Source organism: Paenibacillus typhae (assembly GCF_900099765.1).
Classification (GTDB): Bacteria; Bacillota; Bacilli; order Paenibacillales; family Paenibacillaceae; genus Paenibacillus_AQ; species Paenibacillus_AQ typhae.
This window is the reverse complement of sequence record NZ_FNDX01000016.1, coordinates 15,366-34,936: the sequence shown is the minus strand read 5'-3', so window position 1 is coordinate 34,936 and position 19,571 is coordinate 15,366. Positions and strand designations below refer to the sequence as shown.

General features: G+C 51.6%; 16 protein-coding genes and 2 tRNA genes. 3 read left to right on the top strand and 15 right to left on the bottom strand.

Translation table 11 applies throughout. From position 1 onward, the window contains the following. Nucleotides 1–60: 60 nt before the first annotated feature. Genes BLR64_RS14890 through BLR64_RS14880 form a run of 3 tightly spaced genes read right to left on the bottom strand, consistent with a single transcriptional unit; the run spans nt 61 to nt 3,907 of the window. Nucleotides 61–1,716 (bottom strand): ABC transporter permease, encoded by a 1,656-nt coding sequence (locus tag BLR64_RS14890; RefSeq protein WP_090715280.1) that lies wholly within the window; start codon nt 1,714–1,716, stop codon nt 61–63. Continuing rightward, entirely contained in the window at nt 1,713–2,819 is a 1,107-nt protein-coding gene (locus tag BLR64_RS14885) for an ABC transporter ATP-binding protein (protein ID WP_090715278.1), read from the bottom strand. Before BLR64_RS14885 ends, BLR64_RS14890 begins: the two co-directional genes overlap by 4 nt. A 44-nt stretch (nt 2,820–2,863) precedes the next feature. Further along, a complete protein-coding gene (locus tag BLR64_RS14880) occupies nt 2,864–3,907 on the bottom strand; it encodes an ABC transporter substrate-binding protein (RefSeq protein ID WP_090715276.1) in 1,044 nt (347 codons plus the stop codon). Between the two features lie 273 nt (nt 3,908–4,180). Here BLR64_RS14880 and BLR64_RS14875 point away from each other — a divergent pair, with 273 nt between their 5' ends. Continuing rightward, nucleotides 4,181–4,546: a VOC family protein gene (locus BLR64_RS14875; protein ID WP_090715275.1), complete on the top strand. Its 366-nt coding sequence runs from the start codon at nt 4,181–4,183 to the stop codon at nt 4,544–4,546. Nucleotides 4,547–4,665: 119 nt separating this feature from the next. On the opposite strand, the gene BLR64_RS14870 is transcribed toward BLR64_RS14875, so the two are convergent. From BLR64_RS14870 to BLR64_RS14860, 3 genes are all read right to left on the bottom strand, one after another. Beyond that, on the bottom strand, nt 4,666–6,858 hold the full coding sequence (locus tag BLR64_RS14870; RefSeq protein ID WP_090715273.1) for a rhamnogalacturonan lyase: 2,193 nt from the start codon (nt 6,856–6,858) through the stop codon (nt 4,666–4,668). 204 nt (nt 6,859–7,062) lie between these two features. Then, the gene (locus BLR64_RS14865) at nt 7,063–8,376 is read right to left on the bottom strand and encodes an APC family permease (RefSeq protein WP_090715371.1); all 1,314 of its coding nucleotides are present in this window, start codon (nt 8,374–8,376) and stop codon (nt 7,063–7,065) included. Between the two features lie 111 nt (nt 8,377–8,487). Continuing rightward, nucleotides 8,488–9,345 (bottom strand): calcium-binding protein, encoded by an 858-nt coding sequence (locus BLR64_RS14860; RefSeq protein ID WP_090715271.1) that lies wholly within the window; start codon nt 9,343–9,345, stop codon nt 8,488–8,490. 244 nt (nt 9,346–9,589) lie between these two features. Here BLR64_RS14860 and BLR64_RS14855 point away from each other — a divergent pair, with 244 nt between their 5' ends. After that, nucleotides 9,590–10,240, top strand: a complete 651-nt coding sequence (locus BLR64_RS14855; RefSeq protein ID WP_090715269.1) for a transcriptional regulator — start codon at nt 9,590–9,592, stop codon at nt 10,238–10,240. A 1,414-nt stretch (nt 10,241–11,654) separates the two neighbouring features. Here BLR64_RS14855 and BLR64_RS14845 read toward each other — a convergent pair. The 3 genes from BLR64_RS14845 to nrdR all read right to left on the bottom strand — a co-directional run bounded on the left by BLR64_RS14845 (nt 11,655) and on the right by nrdR (nt 12,537). Beyond that, nucleotides 11,655–11,727 (bottom strand) — tRNA-Lys (locus BLR64_RS14845). A gap of 17 nt (nt 11,728–11,744) precedes the next feature. Next, a tRNA-Ala gene (locus tag BLR64_RS14840) sits at nt 11,745–11,820 on the bottom strand. Nucleotides 11,821–12,060: 240 nt separating this feature from the next. Then, nucleotides 12,061–12,537 (bottom strand): transcriptional regulator NrdR, encoded by a 477-nt coding sequence (nrdR, locus tag BLR64_RS14835; RefSeq protein WP_068721252.1) that lies wholly within the window; start codon nt 12,535–12,537, stop codon nt 12,061–12,063. Between the two features lie 164 nt (nt 12,538–12,701). Between nrdR and BLR64_RS14830 the strand changes: the two genes are divergently transcribed. Further along, nucleotides 12,702–12,920 (top strand): alpha/beta-type small acid-soluble spore protein, encoded by a 219-nt coding sequence (locus BLR64_RS14830; protein ID WP_068721254.1) that lies wholly within the window; start codon nt 12,702–12,704, stop codon nt 12,918–12,920. A 77-nt stretch (nt 12,921–12,997) separates the two neighbouring features. Here BLR64_RS14830 and BLR64_RS14825 read toward each other — a convergent pair whose 3' ends face one another. From BLR64_RS14825 to phoU, 6 genes are all read right to left on the bottom strand, one after another. Continuing rightward, a complete protein-coding gene (locus BLR64_RS14825; RefSeq protein ID WP_090715267.1) occupies nt 12,998–13,561 on the bottom strand; it encodes a lytic transglycosylase domain-containing protein in 564 nt (187 codons plus the stop codon). Continuing rightward, nucleotides 13,558–14,154: a dephospho-CoA kinase gene (gene coaE / locus BLR64_RS14820; protein ID WP_090715265.1), complete on the bottom strand. Its 597-nt coding sequence runs from the start codon at nt 14,152–14,154 to the stop codon at nt 13,558–13,560. The genes BLR64_RS14825 and coaE overlap by 4 nt, the downstream gene beginning before the upstream one ends. A 9-nt stretch (nt 14,155–14,163) precedes the next feature. Then, complete coding sequence (locus tag BLR64_RS14815) at nt 14,164–14,901, bottom strand: manganese efflux pump (protein WP_090715263.1); 738 nt, start codon at nt 14,899–14,901, stop codon at nt 14,164–14,166. A 177-nt stretch (nt 14,902–15,078) separates the two neighbouring features. Further along, complete coding sequence (mutM, locus tag BLR64_RS14810; protein WP_090715262.1) at nt 15,079–15,927, bottom strand: DNA-formamidopyrimidine glycosylase; 849 nt, start codon at nt 15,925–15,927, stop codon at nt 15,079–15,081. A gap of 51 nt (nt 15,928–15,978) precedes the next feature. Continuing rightward, on the bottom strand, nt 15,979–18,648 hold the full coding sequence (gene polA / locus BLR64_RS14805) for a DNA polymerase I (protein ID WP_090715260.1): 2,670 nt from the start codon (nt 18,646–18,648) through the stop codon (nt 15,979–15,981). Nucleotides 18,649–18,866: 218 nt separating this feature from the next. Further along, nucleotides 18,867–19,526 carry a phosphate signaling complex protein PhoU gene (gene phoU, locus BLR64_RS14800; RefSeq protein WP_090715259.1) on the bottom strand — a complete coding sequence of 220 codons (660 nt, stop codon included), beginning with the start codon at nt 19,524–19,526 and terminating at the stop codon, nt 18,867–18,869. Nucleotides 19,527–19,571 lie beyond the last annotated feature (45 nt).

Sequence of the window (19,571 nt, the reverse complement as noted above, 5' to 3'; positions counted from 1 at the left end):
AGCGGACCGGTGCCTGCAGATGAACAAAAGCCGGCCCGCTTACGCGGAACCGGTTCGCTGTTACATGGTTACTTCTTTTTTGCCGGAAAGCTTGAAGAACAACAGCAGGGAAACTACAGTAATCGCAGTCAGCAGGGTGGATAGTGCGGCTGCAACCCCATAATTGCCGCGTACAACCTCTGTGTAGACAGCAACCGTCATCGTGCGGGTATTTCCCGTGTACAGAATAATAGAGGTGCTGAGCTCCGTTATAATGCTTATCCAGCTGATAATGGCTCCGGCGAAAACACCTGAGATCATCATCGGCACGGTAATCTTGAAGAACGTCCGCATAGTTGAGGCTCCAAGGCTGATTGCCGCTTCTTCAATGCTGTCATTCACCTGATGGAGCACTGCAGCACTGGAGCGGATCGTGTAGGGCAGACGCCGGATGACAAAGGCGGCAATCAGAATTACGGAGGTTCCGCTCAATACCAGCGGCTCTTTGTTAAAGGTAACCAGCAGGGCGATCCCGAGTATGGAGCCCGGTACGATATAAGGCAGCATCGTGAAGGTATCCAGAACATTCGCAACCGCACCTTTTCGCTTTACTGTTACATAAGCAATCAGCACAGCAGCGAGCGTGATAATGATGATCGTAATGCCGGCCATCATAAAGGTGTTGTAGATGGAATCGCCGACCTTGGAGAAGGCTGCACGATAGCTGTCGAGAGAGTATCCGTCCACAAATATTTTACCGGAGGTCTTAAGGAAGGAGGTATAAGCTACATATCCCTGCGGCATTAACGCCAGTAAAGTAAACAGATACACATAGGCATGGGCTGCAAAATTGGCGAACCCTTTGAGTTTCTTAGGTTCTATCGGATTCAGGGCGCTCATACTGTATGATTTCCGGTTAGCCACGAACTTTTGCAGCAGAAACACAGCAACGGCGAACAGAACCACAATAACACTGATCGCAGCGGCAAAGCCGTCGTCTCCTCCAACCTCACTAATAAACTCATTAAAGATCAGCACCGGTACGGTCCGGTACCCTTCACCGATCAGCATCGGTGTGCCGAAATCCGCAAACGCCCTCATAAAGACCAGCAATCCCCCGGCAAGTAAGGTCGGTGTAATCAGCGGTACGAGTATTTTCCACATTTTCCGCAGACCCGTGCAGTTCATGCTTTCGGCTGCTTCCATCAGCGAGTTATCGACATTCTTGAGTGCCCCTGACACATACATAAAAATCAGCGGGGACAGCTGCAAGGTCAGCACAAGCAGGATACCGGAAAAGCCGTAAATATCAGGCATACGAATACCGAATACATTAGATAAGAAAGTTGTAATCACCCCGCTGCGCCCGAGCAGCAGGATCCATGCGTATGCACCGATAAACGGGGCCGACATCGAGGAGATCAGGATCAGAATGCGCACCGCCGCGCTCCCCCTGATTTTGGCAATCGTCATAATGTAGGCCAGCGGTCCGGCCACCAGGATGGACAGCAGCGTGACGCTTACAGTCACCTTTATACTGTTCCATACAGCATTCATATAATAGGCTTTGCTAAAAAATTTATGAAAGTATGCGAGCGAGAACTCGCCGGTTGTCCCGTCAAAGAAGCTTTTGACCAGCAGCATGAATAAAGGCAGTGCCAGGAATACAAGATATCCGGCAAAAATAATAAAGGTAATCAGCGACCAGATATCCCAGCGTTTCGCGCGGCCGCTCATAGTTGAGGCCCCCGGTTCAGATTGCGTTCGCCGGACGCATCATAAACATTGATTGTTCCTGTAAGGATGGCCAGCGTAACCTTCCTGCCGATTTCTACTACTGCACTTACAGCCGACTGCTGAATGACTTCTACTTCCTGCCCGTTTTCGAGCTCGACGACCAGATGTGTATTGAGTCCCAGAAAGACATTATTGACAACCTTTCCGGTGAGTCCCTGACCGTCCTCCGAGAGCACAAATTCCTCCGGCCGGACTGAGATTTTGACATCTACCGCAGCATCAGGCTTCACTTCCGCCTGCAGCTCCGGCATCTCGAGGATATAGCTGCTGCCGACACGAACAACCGGTCTGCCTTCAGCACCGTTCTCCAGCTGTGCCTCTAGTACATTTGTCCGCCCTATAAACGTAGCGACGAACAGATTAGCCGGACGCTGGTAGACCTCTCTAGGGGTTCCCACCTGCTGGATGATACCCGATTTCATAACCGCAATCCGGTCAGATACTGCCATCGCTTCTTCCTGATCATGCGTTACATAGACCGTGGTAATGCCAACCTCGCGCTGAATCCGCTTAATGGCATTGCGCATGTCAACACGCAGCTGGGCATCCAGATTAGAGAGCGGCTCGTCCATCAGCAGCACGTCCGGATTAATAACGATGGCCCGGGCCAGGGCTACCCGCTGCTGCTGTCCCCCTGATAAGTTTTTGGGCATCCTGTTTTTATACACTTCAATCTGCACTGTATCCAAAATTTCACTTACTCTGCGCTGCTGCTCCTCCTTGCCGACTTTACGGTTCTGCAGCCCGAATGCAACATTCTCGGCTACATTTAAATGAGGGAAGATTGCATAATTCTGAAAAACCATCCCGATATTCCGCTTGCCCGGCGGGACGTTATTCATCACCTTATCATTGAAACCAAGATCCCCGCCTTCAATACTGTTGAACCCTGCCACCATTCGCAGCAGCGTTGTTTTGCCGCAGCCTGAAGGACCCAAAAGGGTGAAGAACTCACCCTTTTGAATGTCCAGGGACAGCTCGGGGATAACGGTTGTGTCGCCATATTTTTTAACAATGTCCTTGAAGGATATCGCAACGCTCATGTTATACACCCGCTTTCGCTCTGATTTGCTGTGCTGATACTGAACTATTCTGCAATATCGGTAAACAGCTCTGTATAACGTTCTACAATAGCTGCCTTATTCTCTGCTACATACGCTACATCCTCGTCAATCACCTTGATCTGCTCTATCGGTGTCATGAAATCGCCAATGGCAGCATCTGTCCGCAGAGGCCGGTTAGTCGTCTCCTGACCCAGAGCATCCTGTCCTTCCTGGGAGATCAGGAAATCAATGAATTTCTTGGCATTGTCCTGGTTTGGCGAGCCCTTTACAACTCCCGCTACCGCATCCAGGAATACCGTTCCTTCCTCAGGATAGACAACCTTTACCGGAGCACCGTCTCTAACATAGCTGACTGCCGGATCTTCATAGGTTAATGCCACTACATATTCACCGTCTGCTACACTTTTGTGCGCTTTGCTGGAGCCGCCGGCAATTTTACCATCCAGATTCTCCAGCAGCTTCGCCACATAATCCCAGCCTGCTTCAGAGGTATAATCCCCGCCCATTGCTTTGAGCATATTAGTCAGCTGTGCAAATGCCGAGCTGGAGTTGGCAGGATCAGCCATTGCAATCTTGCCTTTCAGCTCCGGGTTCAGCAGATCCGCATAGCCGTTAATCTGAATATCGCCTGCCAGATTTGTATTCACCAGCAGGACGCTTCCATCCGAAACGTAAGAGGTCATGATGCCTGTCGTATTCGTGTGTCCTTCAAGTAAATCTTTATCATTAGGTGACACGTATTCCTCGAACAGATCTGCATTGTCGTTAAACAGTGCGTAGGCTCCGCCAAACATGACGTCAGCATAAGGGTTGGATTTCTCCGACTGAATCCGCTTGATCAGCTCACCGCTGCCTGCCGATACTAATTCCACCGTTATGCCTGTCTGCTTCTCAAATGCAGGAATCAGAGCATTGATCATCGCTTCACTATTAGGGGTATAGACCACCAGCTTGTTCGAACCGCCGCCGGAGCCCGAAGCTGTCTCTTCTGTTTTGTTCCCTCCGCATGCCGATAGCACCAGCACCACCATTGTCATAATAATTGACACGTTTAGCCATTTCTTCATTTCCTGCTCACCCCTTATATGAATATAAGTCTATTTTAGCAGCTTAAAAATTCATTAAAATCCTATTATTCGACAAAATCATCTAAAATGCACAACTTAATGTTATGTTTTATGACGCGATTGAATGGTACACGGGGAATACTACCCTCAAACAAGATAGCATTAATTTTCCCTGCAGGCATTCCTATTAGCCCACAGGCTTTCACCAGATGCAAACTAACGTATAATGAATAAAGCGGGAGCGTTGCATTACAGGACATGGAGGTATTCAATATGAACTTAAGTCTTAACTGGATTACGCTCAGGGTACGCGACCTGGAGGCATCTCTACATTTCTACCACGGGATTCTGGGTCTTCCCATTGAACGGCAATTTGAGAGCAGAGGCAGGCAGATCGTCATGCTCGGCGCGGAGGGTCAGCCCAAAATCGAGCTTATTCAAGGAAGTGATCCGGCATTGCTGCCGGAATGCGGGGTGTCTGTCGGATTCGAAACGGAGTCACTGGACAGTGCCATTGAAGAATTAAAAAGCCGCGGCATCCCGCTAGCCCGCGGGCCTGTCTCCCCGAATCCGCACCTGCGGTTCTTTTATGTGCTGGACCCTGACGGGTTTGAGGTGCAGATCGCGGAGCACAGCTAGGCTGTAGCAACGGGAAATCAGCAGCTTTACGGATTCCGATTGAAAGTACAGCAATAAAAGCAAAACAGCCGCCCTGTTCATGGAGGCGGCCGTTTTGCTTTTACCGGATAAAAAGAAACCTATAACAAATCCGGAACCGGAACCTTGGACCAGTTCATGTCTGTGCCCAGATAGAAGCTGGTGTAGCAAGGCTGGTTATAGACTACATTCTGCCAGGCGACCCCTGTCCGGTACTGGGGATCATGCATCAGCGTGTACAGCTTGCGGTCCGTTACTTCCGTGTTCATGTAGATGCGTATAGCCGAGCTGTCTGCCACACGCACAACCAGCTCCTCCCGCCAGTCACCGAACAGGTCTGCCACCAGGCAGGGGTTGCCCTTGGTGCCGTTGTTGGAGCGTGTGCCCTCCGCTGTCAGCAGCGTGCCCTGCTTCCAGTCTTCAATGGTAACTGGTTCTTCAAATGTCCCGCTGATGAACTGGGTCGTCATATCAGCTGCCCACTTGATGTTCATGTTAGTGCCCGGTGCCTGTTCATCCAACTGGTCACCTTTGGCTGAACGCAGCCCCCGGGACGGCTCATGAGCTAAATGGCTTTCGCTGCACCAGGTCTGCAGGCCGGGCACGGCCGGTTCTACCTTGCCGATCATCCCACGGCCTACATCCTCCTTGGCAAAGCCGCCGTACAACACCTCTCCGGTTGCTGCATCCCGCAGCGTATATCCATACGGGCCATGAATGCCCTCTTCGTGAACCATATAAATCTGCAGGCCCTCGCGGTCAGGATCGACTACAGCTACATGCAGGGCGTCCCCGTGACCGAGCTTGGCATATTCACCCGGAGCCGCGCTTCCCTCAGGCAGAATTCCGCCTGAGCTGTATAGAAGACTGCCGTCATGGTCGATCGTGGCCGACCCGTAGATAATCTCCTGGCAGCCGTCTCCGTCCACGTCAGCAGTGGACAGCGCATGGGCTCCCTGCTTGGCCAATCCGCCGAAGCCGGGATTACGTCCGTCCTGCAGATGCAGTGTGTCGGCAAACGGATTGTTCATGGTAACCCAGCCGCTGTCGATGTACCACGTTTCTGCCAGTTCCTGTCCGTTCCAGCTGTAGGCGGCCATGGTGGCCCGGGTATAGTATCCGCGGGCAAACAGCGCATACGGCTTCTTTCCGTCCAGATAAGCGACGCCTGCCAGAAAGCGGTCCACCCGATTGCCCGGCTCGATGCGGTTCCAGGAATAGTCGCCCCACATCAGCCCGTCATCATGCCGTCCAGGCTTGTAGCGGACTGTCTTAAGCTCCTCTCCCGTTTCGCCGCGGAAAACTGTGAGGTACTCCGGCCCTTTTAATATAAAGCCTTCAAATTCACGCAGCTTGTTGCGTTCACTTCTGGAAGGCGCATATACATCCAGAAAATAATCCGCGAGCCGCACTGCATCCTCCCGGGACAACGGATAGGAATATTCAGGGGCGATTCCGAAGCACTCCTCCAGTGTAACCGGCCAGTGTCCCGCCACGACTTCTTCATGCTCATGCCAGTGTTCGAACAGATCCGCCACATGCTCTGCATACGCTGCACCGTTCATGCGGTAATCATCATTATGGCTGTACCCGGCAGCCTCATCCTCGGGCAGCAGCGTAATGAATGCTTCAGAGACCGGAGCCCCCTCCTCGTAGCGAATCACCTTGGTACCCGGTGCAGTCTTGAACATCAGCTCTGCCTTGCCGTCACCGTCAAAATCATACACCAGGAACTGGGTGTAATGTGCCCCTGCCCGGATATTGACTCCCAGGTCGATCCGGTACAGAAGTGTTCCGTTTTGCTTGTAGCAATCCATATACACATTGCCTGTATAGCCTACATGGGAGACATCCTTGGCATTCGACGGGTCCCATTTGACGATATACTCATATTCCCCGTCTCCGTCTACGTCGCCTACACTCATGTCATTTGCACTGTAGCTGTAAGATTGACCGGCAGGCGTAACCCCGTCCGCCGGCTTCTGCAGCGGAATTTCCAGGTAAGGGGTCTCCCATGGCCGGATAGACCGGCACTGTTCCTTCTCTTCCCCGTTTATAACTGCGGCTACCGCATACTCTGCTTCCCGGCTGCCGGACCTGTCCAGGTAATTGGTACTGTCTGTGATCTCCGCGATAAGCACCCCATTACGGTATAAGCGGAAATCCGCAGCCGTTAAGCCCTGTTCTGTAGCAGCCGATACTTCTTGTCCCAGCAGCCGCCAGCTGATAAATATCCCCTCCGAGGTGCAGACTGCCGCCAGACCCCGGTCCAAATGCTCCATTTGAATGCTCATTTGCGTTCTCCTCCATTACATTTCAAAAAAATCAACACCTGTAGCATACTTATCCCCGGCTATTCCGGCAATAGGACATTTTTGCCCGGCCTGTTATGCGGTTTTGGACTATTTCACCCGGGTTGGACTATCTTGCAGCACTGGCTGGCGGTACAAAAAAGACCACCTTTCTGAGTTAACAGAAGGTGGCCCCTTGCATAGGGATTATGCTTTTTTACGCGATAAAACATAATAGACCGGCAGTCCCGCCAGAGTTATCCCGATTCCGATCAGCGAGCGCAGAGGGTCACTGACTATTGTGCTGCCCAGAATGTAGAGTCCGCCAGCAACACCGATCACCGGAGTAACCGGATAAAGAGGCACACGGTAGCGGCCTTTTTCCGGCGGTCTTTTTTTGCGCAACAGAAAGACTCCAAAGACACCCATCGTAAAAAAGATCCATAATACAAACACCAGCAGATCCGTCAGCGTATTAAAGGTCCCGGAGAATATGTAGATTACCGCCAGCACACTCTGAAAAATAAGCGCATTAGCCGGAGTCTGGAACTTGGGATGAATACTGCTCAGCACCCGTGAAAATGGAATCTGCCGCTTCTCCCCCATTGCCTGCGGCACCCGTGCTGCGGTCATCAGATAGCCGTTCAGCGCACCGAGCACGGATATAATAATGCCTGCCGTAATAAAAGCTCCGCCCCCGTTGCCAAACAGCGCTTCTGCAGCATCAGCCCCCGGAGTCGGGGAACTGATAATCTGCTCATAAGGCAGCGCCTTGAACACAGCCACATTAAACAGCACATACACTGCTATAACAAAAACAACGCCGATGGAGATAACCTTAGGCAGGGTCTTGGCCGGATTTTTAATTTCACCAGCCATATTCGTTACACTGATCCAGCCGTCATACGCCCATAGTGTACCCAGTACTGCTGCCCCAAAACCTGCTCCCGCCGCCGGTGCACTGATGCCGTCAAAGCCGGGGGCCAGATTCGAGAACAGACCAACGCCGATTATACCCGCAACCGGAATCAGCTTACCCACAGTCGCAACCGTCTGGATGATCCCGCCGAATCTGGTCGCAATGACATTCATGATGAGGATGAACGCCAGTATGGCTACAGCCAGCAGCTTCTGCTGCCAGCCGTTCAGCGGCACGAAATACCCGGAATAGGTGGAAAAAGCAATAGCCAGCGCCGCAACAGACGCCGGATAAGAGATCACTGCCTGCACCCAGCCCAGCAGATAACCGAATACGCCGCCGTAGAGCTCACCCAGATAGGTATACAATCCGCCGGATTTAGGAATCGCAGCAGCAATCTCAGCCACAGTCAGCGCTGACGCCAGTGTAATGATCCCGCCGACACTCCAGGCCAGAATACTCATCCATGGCGTTCCGGCATTGCTTAGCACAATCCCCGGCTTCAAAAAGATCCCCGACCCGATAATCATCCCGACTACAATCGCCAGGGCTTGAGTGGATGTTACTGTTTTGCCCATTGTTTTTGTTTGATTCTTGTTCATGTTCATAATGAAATGCCTGACCCTTCCTGTCCCTGTAATCACGGCAAAATACCGCTTGCTTATCTTACCACGTTGTGTGAGATTTGAAAGCGGGAAAAGTCATCATGGCTATTACAAATGATATCCCCTGTCAAGCCAATATACCCAGTCTTCAATAGCGGCTTTAGTTGGTTCATCGGGGTGAACAGGCTGCAGCTGAACCAGCGGAACTGCAAACTCCCGGTCTTCCCATTTGATTTGAACCCACATATTATCCATACATTCACTTGCAGCTGCCATTTGCAGAACTGTAACTTCTTCACCATTCTTCAATGGCGATTTGGCCAGTATCTGATTGCAGATTGCCTTAAAGGGAAAATGGATATTGTCCTTAAGATAATAGTACCAGCCCATTGCAACTTCTTCCGGATCGTATGCATCTACAATGATTTCCATATTTATGCGTTTTTCCCGCTCCGGATCTTCATTTGGATCCAGTTCCGTATTCGCCTCTTCCCAATCGTCTTCCTCTTCATCAAAATGCCCAAAATCGCCATATTGATCGGGTGCCTCCCCATTGCTCGTTATGACACAAGGTAGCTCTTGACCCTGCTTCACTTCCGCATCCCCCAGATACTGCACAATAAAATGCCATTCTACACCATAATCAAATAAAAGCAGCATTTTTTGTTTAGGCGTTCGGAACACTTTGCTGATCTTTACCTTTTCTACGCCTGGGAATTGGTCCTCATGGCCAATGTCTGCAATCGATTCGTAGCCTTCCTCAGAGCGTGCCCAGTTTTTAATGTTGTCATAAAAGCCGAAAGCATGATCGAGATCAAAGTCAAAAGCTTCAATAGTAGCTTCAGCAAGATTATATAACGATGCTCCTGCAGCAATGGCAATTGTGCGTGACGGGCGTCCGCGTACCCCGCCGCTGCGATCGCTTAGGGTTATTTTGAATAATTGCAGGATTTTAGTTGCAGCCATATTGCCCCTACTACGAATTTTATTTTATGGAATTACTGCTGAATATATTTGAAACTTATCATTTATCGCGGTTGCAATCAACAGAATGTCATTGCTTCCATCTTTGATGAGGATATAATGGAGATATAAGCCGTGAAGCACACGCCGTTTTCATACAACCGCCTGCTAAGTTAGTTAGCTGGAGGAATTGTATGGGAGCGGCTTTTTTTGCGCAAAAAAATCATTGATGAGGAGTATGATCGGGATGCCGAGATTCAACCAGCTGTACGAGGAATGGTTACAAATCAGTATTAATAACGAAAGCAACCAGAGACGCAGAGAGCTACTTGAAAAAGGACTGGGGCATGGAACCGTGGAATTTCTTCGCGCGGTATGGTTCCCTGCTGTCGGTAATATGGATCATCTGATGCCGGAATGGGAGGTGCGTGACTTCAATAACGGGTACCGCTATCTGGATTTGGCATATATGCCTGGGGGTGTGAAGGGCGGAATTGAGATTCAGGGCTACGGACCGCATGCCAGAGACCTTGATGTCAGGAGGTTCAAGGATTTATGCCGCCGCCATTGTCTGCTGGCTCTCGATGGCTGGACTTTTCTTCCGGTTGCCTATCCTTCTATTGTAGAGGAGCCTAAGCAGTGTCAGCAGCTGGTCCTTTCATTTATCGGCAAATTCGTAGCGACTGATGTTTCATCAACATTAACCTGGCTCGAAGCGGAAACTATGCGTTTTGCCAGACGTCTGCTCAGGTCATTCACTCCTCAAGAGCTCGCCAGCCACCTGCATGTAACAGACAGGCACGCCAGACGCATCCTGCATCAGTTAACTGAACAAAAGCTGCTTGATATCTCAGGCGGCGGGCCCCAGCGTTATCGTACGTATAGCTTAAAGGTGTAGCTATCCCAAGCCTCATAAATGTATTGATACACATTTCCCCGAAATCTAACGGACCCAGGAGTCCTTATTTCCGCTGAAACGAGGGTTCTCCCAGGCTAACGGACTCAGATGACGTTATTTTCGTTCCAATTGCTGAAACGGGCAGCAAAAAGAGGGAATAAGGTCATTACAGTCCGTTAGCCTGTGCAGGCTTGCCAAATGGCAGAAATAACGGCGCTACGGTCCGTTAGCATTCGGGAGGTGCCTAAGATCAATCAAGTCCAGCAGATTATGCTGACTTATGCCTAAGGTAGTTATTAGCCAAGGGAACTAGCTGGACCGAACGGCAGGTTAAGGTGCCGGGGCTTGGGGTAAGGTGTGCTGCATCTCCCGGCGCAGGATGCCTGACCGCGGCGGTCTCAACGTACGTATTGTTTAAAGGTGTAGCTATCCCAAGCCTCATAAATGTATTGATACACATTCCCGCAAACTCTAACGGACCCAGGAGTCCTTATTTCCGCTGAAACGAGGGTTTTCCCAGGCTAACGGACTCAGATGACGTTATTTTCGTCCCAACTGATGAAATGGGCAGCAAAAGGAGAGAATAAGGTCATTACAGTCCGTTAGCCTGTGCGGGCATGCCGATTGGCAGGAATAACGGCGCTACGGTCCGTTAGCATTCGGGAGTCGAAGTATAGTTGGAGTAAAGGAGTATACGCAATACGTTGACGATATGGGGTGAGAAGAGCTAATGGGGGTTCTGGGGGTTCTGGGGGTTCTGAGGTTCTGGGGTTCTGGGGTTCTCGGGTTCTCGGGTTCTGGGGTTCTGGGGTTCTCGGGTTCTGGGGTTCTCGGGTTCTCGGGTTCTCGGGTTCTGGGGTTCTCGGGTTCTCGGGTTCTGGGGTTCTGGGGTTCTCGGGTTCTCGGGTTCTAAGGTTCTGGGGTTCTGAGGTTCTCGGGTTCTGGGGTTCTGGGGTTCTGGGGTTCTGGGGTTCTGGGGTTCTGAGGTTCTGGGGTTCTGGGGTTCTGGGGTTCTGGGGTTCTCGGTTCTCGGGTTCTCGGGTTCTCGGGTTCTCGAGTTCTCGGGTTCTGGGGTTCTGGGGTTCTGGGGTTCTGGGTCTCGGGTTCTCGGGTTCTCGGGTTCCCGGCCGGGGTCTGAGAGTTCTAGGATCGTCAGGTAGTTAGTGTACCTGGTATCTTGGTATCTTGGTATCTTGGTATCTTGGTATCTTGGTATCTTGGTATCTTGGTGTCTTAGTGTCTTTGGTGTGTACAGGGTATTGGCACTGCTAGTAAAGTTGTCGTAACTCGGAAAATGTCATTATAGAGCCTAAAGAGTGTTTGATGCATTCGGTGTTAATCACGTAACCTCGGCCCCCTCTCTTGCTTTCAAAACACAACAAAAAAAACGGCATCTCTGCCGTTTCTTCATAAATGGACTCTCAGGGGCTCGAACCCTGGACAAATAGATTAAGAGTCTACTGCTCTACCAACTGAGCTAAGAGTCCATGTTGGAAAAATAATTTGGTGGAGCCAAGGGGGATCGAACCCCTGACCTCATCGCTGCCAGCGATGCGCTCTCCCAGCTGAGCTATGGCCCCATGTTACCCGATTTAGAACTACAATATGTATTCTAAAATCATCTGTGAACGAAAAGCTCACTTCGTCGTGTTATTTCGTAGCCGACTTCTATATAATACAGAAATCTATTCCTCATGTCAACACTTTTATAAAAAATGTTATTTGCTTTTTTATTCCCGCAAGAAACGAGAAACGGTACAGCACCTCTACAAAGCCCTACAATAAACGGAGCAGTTTTTTGCACAGGTGCTGCAGCTCCTCTAAAGGCCCTCCAGCTCGCCATCGTTTTTGGACAGCAGCCCCTTCAGTTCCTTCATGAACATGTTGATATCCTTAAACTGCCGGTATACAGAAGCGAACCGAACGTAAGCTACCTCGTCTACCGGGTATAGCTGCTCCATCACGAGCTCGCCGATCTGCCGACTCTCAATCTCCGCCAGGGCGATACCGCGCAGCGTCTTCTCCACCTCGGAGACGATGGATTCCAGGCGTTCCACGGACACCGGCCGCTTCTCACAAGCGCGGATGAGGCCGCGCAGAATTTTATCACGGCTGAACTCCTCACGGCTACCGTCCTTCTTAATGACAATCAGCGGTGTTTCCTCAATCATCTCGAATGTAGTAAAGCGTTTGCTGCAGCGCTCACATTCACGCCTGCGCCGGATCGACTTATTCTCATTGGCCGGACGCGAGTCAAGCACTTTGGTATTAGTGTGATCGCAGTATGGGCATTTCATAAGCTTGGGCCACTCCTTTTTACTGTAATATTAGACTTAGCTGCTTTCCTCACTCCTATTTGAGCGGGTAAAATTTATTTCCAGAAAACACCGTTTTATTATTGTTATGAATCTGGCGGGTCCGGCACATAATACAGTTACCAACCGATAGGAGGTGAACAGAAATGAGCCAAAACAACAGCAGCAACAACCTGGTAGTTTCCAACTCACGCGGTGCATTGGAGCAACTGAAATATGAAGTTGCCCAAGAATTGGGTATCACTCTTTCCCCGGACGGATACCAAGGCAATAAAACATCTTACGAAAACGGTTCGATCGGTGGTTACATCACTAAACGTCTTGTAACAATCGCTGAGCAATCCCTGGCAGGTCAATACAAATAACCTGTCCCCATAAGCTTGCCGAAGAAGTATTAAACGGCCGTAAGCCGTTTAATGCTTCTTTTTTATATACAACAACATTAGAATTCACTGTAAATATCCGTATACTGATTATAATAATAAATCACGCGCTGCACGTAGTGCCGGGTCTCGCCAAACGGGATATCCTTCACCGCAGCCTCTGTCCCATCCCACTCTCCTCCATCAAGCCAGCTCTGTACTTTGCCTGGGCCCGCATTGTATGCGGCGATCACAGCTGTCCGGTTGCCGTCAAATTGGCGGGACAGCGAGGAAAGATACCAGGTACCCAGCTCGATATTGGCCGACGGCTCCTCTTTAAGCTCATCCAGCGATACGTCAGGCAGCTTGGCCATTTCAAGCGCCCACTTGGCGGTATCCGGCATGAGCTGCATCAGTCCGAGTGCGCCCTTTTTGGATTCACGGCCCGTCTTGAAGTTGGTCTCCACACGGATAATGGCCGCGACCAGAAACGGATCGGTCTTATACGTGCTGCTGTGTTTACGGATTTCTTCTTTATAATGGATCGGATAAAACCAGGACATCCAGTTGGTCCCGAGAAACAGAATGGCGGTAAAGCCGATGAACAGCAGGAGCAGCACTCTTTTTTTACGCAGCCAGCTCATAATAACCCCAGCCTGTCCCACATAACGGCAACCTGCTGCTCAGTCTCGGCAAGGTCACCGCTGTTATCAATGATATAATCAGCTCTCGCGCGTTTCTCTTCAATGTCCATCTGGGCGTCCAGCCTTGCTGCAGCCTGTTCAGGGCTAAGTCCGTTACGCTCTATCAGGCGGGCAAGCTGAACCTCCCGGGGCACATACACAACCATAACCTTATCGAACAGGCTGTCCAGCTTGGATTCATACAACAAAGGAATATCTACAATCACCAGACGCTGCGCGTCTTCCTCTTCCAGCGCATACATCTGGTCCTTGATTTCCTGGCGGATTGCAGGGTGTGTCAGGCTGTTCAGGACCTGCAGGGCAGCGGGGTCGCTGAAGACGATCTCCCCCAGCGCAGCCCGGTTTAAGGTGCCGTCAGGCAGCAGGATTCCTTGGCCAAAATGTTCTACAGCAGCAGCCAGCACGGGATGTCCCGGGAGCATGACCCCTCTTGCGATGACATCGGCATCGACGAGTCGTGCTCCTTTTTGCACCAGCATTGCGGAGACGGTGCTTTTTCCGGATGCAATACCTCCGGTTAAGCCCATAATCATGTACTCACCTCATAACAGCTTCATTATTCCCATAGCAATTAATAATAACGCAGGCAGAGCGGCAGCATGCTTCATCCAGAAGCTTCCAGACAGTTTGAGGCCGGTCTTCATTCCAAGCAGTAAAAAGGTACCGCTGAACAGGGCAATCATCAGTGAGGTCCAGACCGGGCTGAAGCCAAGCAGCGCAGCACCAAGCCCTGCGCCAAAAGCGTCCAGCGACAGCGCAATCCCCAGGATCATCGCTTCCATTGAGGAGATGCTGCCGGAAGCATCCATATCGGCGGAGGACGGCGTCCGCAGAATCTGAATAACAACCCCCAGATGCCGCAGCTCCAGGGAGAACACAGCTGACCTCTGCGAACCGTCTTCTCCGGCATCTGCCGGCAGCTCCGTTAAAGCGGCCGTTTCAGTCGAAGCAACCTCTTCCGATCTCTCAAATTCGGCATCCCGCTCCTCATCCTGGGGGCTCCGCTCCTTCTGAGTCAGCATCTGAATCAGCGACCAGCAGCCCATTAAGACGAGAATAACCGCTCCAATAATGGAGGCGGCATCCGGAGAGACAACCTTGGCTAAAAGTACACCGACCTGCATCGAGACACCAATGACGATCCCCGAGCAGAGCGAGATAATCAGGATGGAGAGCAGCGGTATTTTCATTTTGCGTAATCCATATGTAATGCCTACACCAAAACCGTCCAAACTAAGCGCAAAAGCCAGAAGCAGCAGTGAAAACAATGGGCTGATCACCCGCAATCCCTCCCGTGAAGAAACGGAAGCCTTGGAGGATGAACCCTCCGGCTCCGTTTGCTTGTTTCAGCGTTCTTCACACAGTATATGGGCGGGACCGGCAGTCGGTTCCTGGGCTTTTGAGTCAGGCTGGACAGCTCTGGTGCATTTAAACAACGAAACAGATAAATCTCATCTCTAACTTTGGCTTATAACAACGGTTAAAGGCTGGCAATTCGGGCAGATATGCGTGCCCCGGCCGCCTACGACGCTTTTCTCGATCAGGGTGCCGCAGGTTCTGCAGGGCTGATCCTTGCGGCCGTAGATAAGATGCTGCTGCTGGTAGCTGCCGCTCTCACCCTGGCCGTTGACATATGATTTGACCGAAGAGCCTCCGGCGTTCACCGCGTCCGTCAGCGTCGACACAATCGCACTATGCAGCCGGTTCAGCTGCTCGTCCGAAAGTAACTTCGCCGTCTCCTCCGGGTGAATCCCCGCACGGTGCAGCGCCTCATCTACATAAATATTGCCGATGCCGACAATGTATTCCTGATTAAGCAGCAGCGGCTTGATTTTGGTATTCCGTCCTCCGACAATTTCCTTAAACCGCTCCGGCGTAAAAGAAACATCCAGCGGCTCCTGACCCAGCTTGTTCAGCGGCTTCAGCAGCAGATCCTCACCGGGATCAAACAGATGCATGGTCCCAAACTGGCGTACGTCCGTGTACCGCAGCTCGGTGCCGTCGGTGAAATGGAAAATAACATGGGTATGCTTGTCCAGCGGCTCATCCTGCCGGTACAGCCCGTAACGGCCCTCCATCCGCAGATGGGAGACCATCACGAGTCCGTCCAGCAAAAACCGCAGGAACTTGCCTCTCCGCTCAACTGTAACAATGCTATGGCCCGCCAGCATGTTGGCAAAGGCCTGGGTATCGTCCGGACGCTGGATAATCCGCGGCAGCCGGACGGTGACGTGCTCTATCTGCTTGCCTGTAATTAAATCGTTAAGGGTTCTTCTGACTGTTTCGACTTCCGGTAATTCCGGCATAATGACTCACCTCTACTCCATTATAACGGATCTAGGCAAGCAGCGGGGAGCCTATTTCGCCTCGTACCAGTTACTTCCATAACTTACCTCTGCCTTGAGCGGTACAGACAGCTTGAGCGCTCCGGCCATAACCTCCGGCACCAGCTGCTTCATCAGCTCCAGCTCATCCTCCGGCACCTCGAACACAAGTTCATCGTGCACCTGCAGCAGCATACGGCTCTTCAGTCCGCGTTCAAACAGCGCCTTGTCCATATGCACCATAGCCAGCTTGATGATATCTGCAGCCGTTCCCTGGATCGGTGTATTCATGGCCGTACGTTCGGCAAAAGAGCGCAGATTAAAGTTTTTGGCATTAATCTCCGGCAGATAGCGGCGGCGCTCCAGCAGTGTGGTCACATAGCCCTGCTTACGGGCATCCTGCACAATATCATCCATATACTTGCGCACTCCCTGGAAGACCTCGAAATACTGCTCAATGAACTGAGCCGCTTCCTTGCGCGGAATGTTTAGATTCTGCGACAGGCCGTAATCGCTGATGCCGTAGACAATCCCGAAGTTAACCGCCTTGGCGGAACGCCGCATATTGCTGTCTACCTGACCAGCCGTTACGCCGAATACATCCATTGCAGTTTTGGTGTGAATATCCATATCCTCCAGAAAAGCTTCCTTCATCCGCTCATCGCCGGATATGTGGGCCAGCACCCGCAGCTCAATCTGCGAATAGTCTGCCGCGAGGATCGACCAGCCCGGTTCAGACGGGACAAAAATCTTCCGCAGCTTGCGGCCTTCCTCCAGCCGGATCGGAATATTCTGCAGGTTCGGGAACTGGCTGCTGAGCCGTCCAGTAGCGGCAATCGTCTGCCGGTAGAAGGTATGCACCTTTCCGGTCTGTTCCGAAATTTCCTTGAGCAGTCCTTCCACATAGGTGGATCGGAGCTTGGCAATGGTGCGGTACTGCAGAATCAGGCGCACCACATCATGATAAGGAGCCAGCTTCTCCAGTACTTCTGCATCTGTGGAGTAGCCTGTTTTGGTCTTCTTCACGACAGGCAGCCCCAGCTTCACAAACAAAATTTCACCCAGCTGCTTAGGCGAGTTGAGGTTAAATTCGGTGCCGCAAATTTCATAAATTTCCGAGACAAGCGATGCAATTTGCGCCTCGAATTCTTTGCCCAGCTCTTTAAGCTCCTCTTTGTTGACGGCAATGCCCTGCTTCTCCATATCAGCCAGAATCCGTGACAGCGGCATTTCCAGATCCACGAACAATCCGGTCATTGCTGTCTCCTGCAGTTCCTGCTGCTGCTTCTCCACAATCCCGAGCACCGTTGCGCTCTTGCGGGCTACGTGGTTACCCAGGATTTCCAGCTCGGGGATTTTGTATTTGGCTCCCTTGCCAAACACATCCTCATCCGGTGACAGACGGGGCAGACCGTACTTGGAGGTAAGATCATTCAGGTTCTGGTTCGCTTCCGTCGGGTCCAGCAGATAGGCGGCAAGCTGCACATCGTTGGCCGCTCCGGCAAAAGCAATCCCCTGCCAGTGCAGCGCAAGGTCAGCACGGTGCAGGTCATAGCCGCTCTTAGGCGCATTGCTGTCGCCCAGCCAGTCCCGCAGCGGTGAAGCTGCCGGATTCTGCAGCAGGGCAAACGGCACGTAATAATGCTGCTCCGGCGAAGACAGGCCGATGCCGATCACCTCCGAGCGGTGCGGATTCTCCCCGTTCGTCTCCACATGCAGGGCAGAAATTCCCGGTAACGCGGCAATCAACGCTTCAAGCCCGTCTTCTCCCACGATCGTAATATCCAGCTCCGCTGCTTCTGCAGCCTCCACCGCTGTATCTTCACCGGCTGCGCCGGAATAGGCGCTCAGCGACAGACGCTCCAGCAGGGATTTGAACTCCAGCTTCGCCAGTGCAGGCCCGGCCGTATCCCGGTTAATCCCCGCGAAGGACATATCCTCCCAGGCATGCTCCAGCGGAACCTCACGGTAGATCGTCGCCAGCTTCTTGCTCATGACTGCACTGTCCGCATGCTCCTCCAGCTTCTCTTTCATCTTGCCTTTAAGCTCGCCGGTTCCGGCCAGCACGCCTTCTACTGAACCGAACTGGTGCAGCAGCTTAAGCGCAGTTTTCTCGCCCACGCCGGGTACACCCGGGATATTGTCGCTCGCGTCGCCCATCAGACCCTTCAGGTCAATAATCTGTTCAGGGGTCAGATCGTATTTCTCGCGGATCTGCTGCGGCCCGTACAGTTCAACCTCAGTCACGCCTTTACGGACGAGCGCAATGGTTGTATGCTCCGAGGCCAGCTGCAGCATATCCTTATCCCCGGATACGATCATCACTTCACGTCCGGCAGCGTCAGCCTCGCGTGAAATACTTCCGATAATATCATCAGCCTCATAACCGCTGATTTCGAACTGCGGCACACCAAGGTCGCGCAGCAGGTCCTTCAGCAGCGGAAATTGCTCGGACAGCTCAGGGGGCGTCTTTTGCCGTCCGCCTTTATAATCCTCATATCCTTCGTGCCGGAACGTAATTTTGCCTGCATCAAACGCCACGATCAGATGGCTTGGTTTGTGTTCTTCAATTAAACGCAGCAGCATGGTTGTAAAGCCGTATACGGCGTTCGTCTGCTGCCCGGCTGTATTCGTCAGCGGCGGCATCGCAAAAAACGCGCGGTAAATAATATTGTTTCCGTCTATAAGTATCAACTTGTCCACTGTAGCACCTCGCCTTTTTCTTGCTTACTTCTTACATCTTACCATATGCCCTGCACCAAAATGAACCAAAGCGCACGATTCGCGCTGCAGTAAGGCATATTCCCGCATGAAATGCAGGATTGCCAATCTTCACCTGCTTGAAACGGATAATATCTTATATTCCTATTAAAAAAACAGCAACCCGCCAGAGGGGGTTGCTGTTTGGGTATTGCTTCATTCTACTGATTCAAATCCGGACGTTTGCCGGTTACGAGATACACTACGCTCTCACCGATGTTGGTCGCATGGTCAGCAATCCGCTCGATGTAACGGCCGACCAGGGTCAGCAGCATCGCCTGGTTCAGCGATTCCGGCTTCTCAACCATATAAGCATACAGCTCATTGATGGTTGCGCTGTACAGTCCGTCAACCTGATCATCATCCTGGGCCATTTTGTAAGCCAAATCGGTATTTTCATCCAGGTAGGATTGAATCGCTTCGGTGATCATCACCGATACAATCTCAGCCATGCGCGGAATGTCAACCAGCGGCTTAATCAGGGTCTGCCCCTGAATGCGCATCGTTACCTTTGCCACATCCAGTGCCAGATCGCCCATACGCTCAAGGTCACTGGAGATTTTGAAGGCAACAATAATGCGGCGCAGGTCCTTGGCTACAGGCTGCTGGGTAATAATCAGACGGGAACCGATTTCCATAATCCGGTCTTCCATCGCATTAAGGCGCAAATCCGCCTTTACAATTTCCTGTGCGCGTACAATGTCAAGCGTCTGCAAGGCAACAATCGCACCTTCCAGTGCATCATTTACGTGTTCGCCCATTTGCTGCAGCAGGCTGCGCAGTTCTTCCAGATCTTTATCGAATTCTTTTCTGCGAATCATAATAAAAGAGTTCCTCCTCAAAAACATATGGTCAGCCTGAAAATC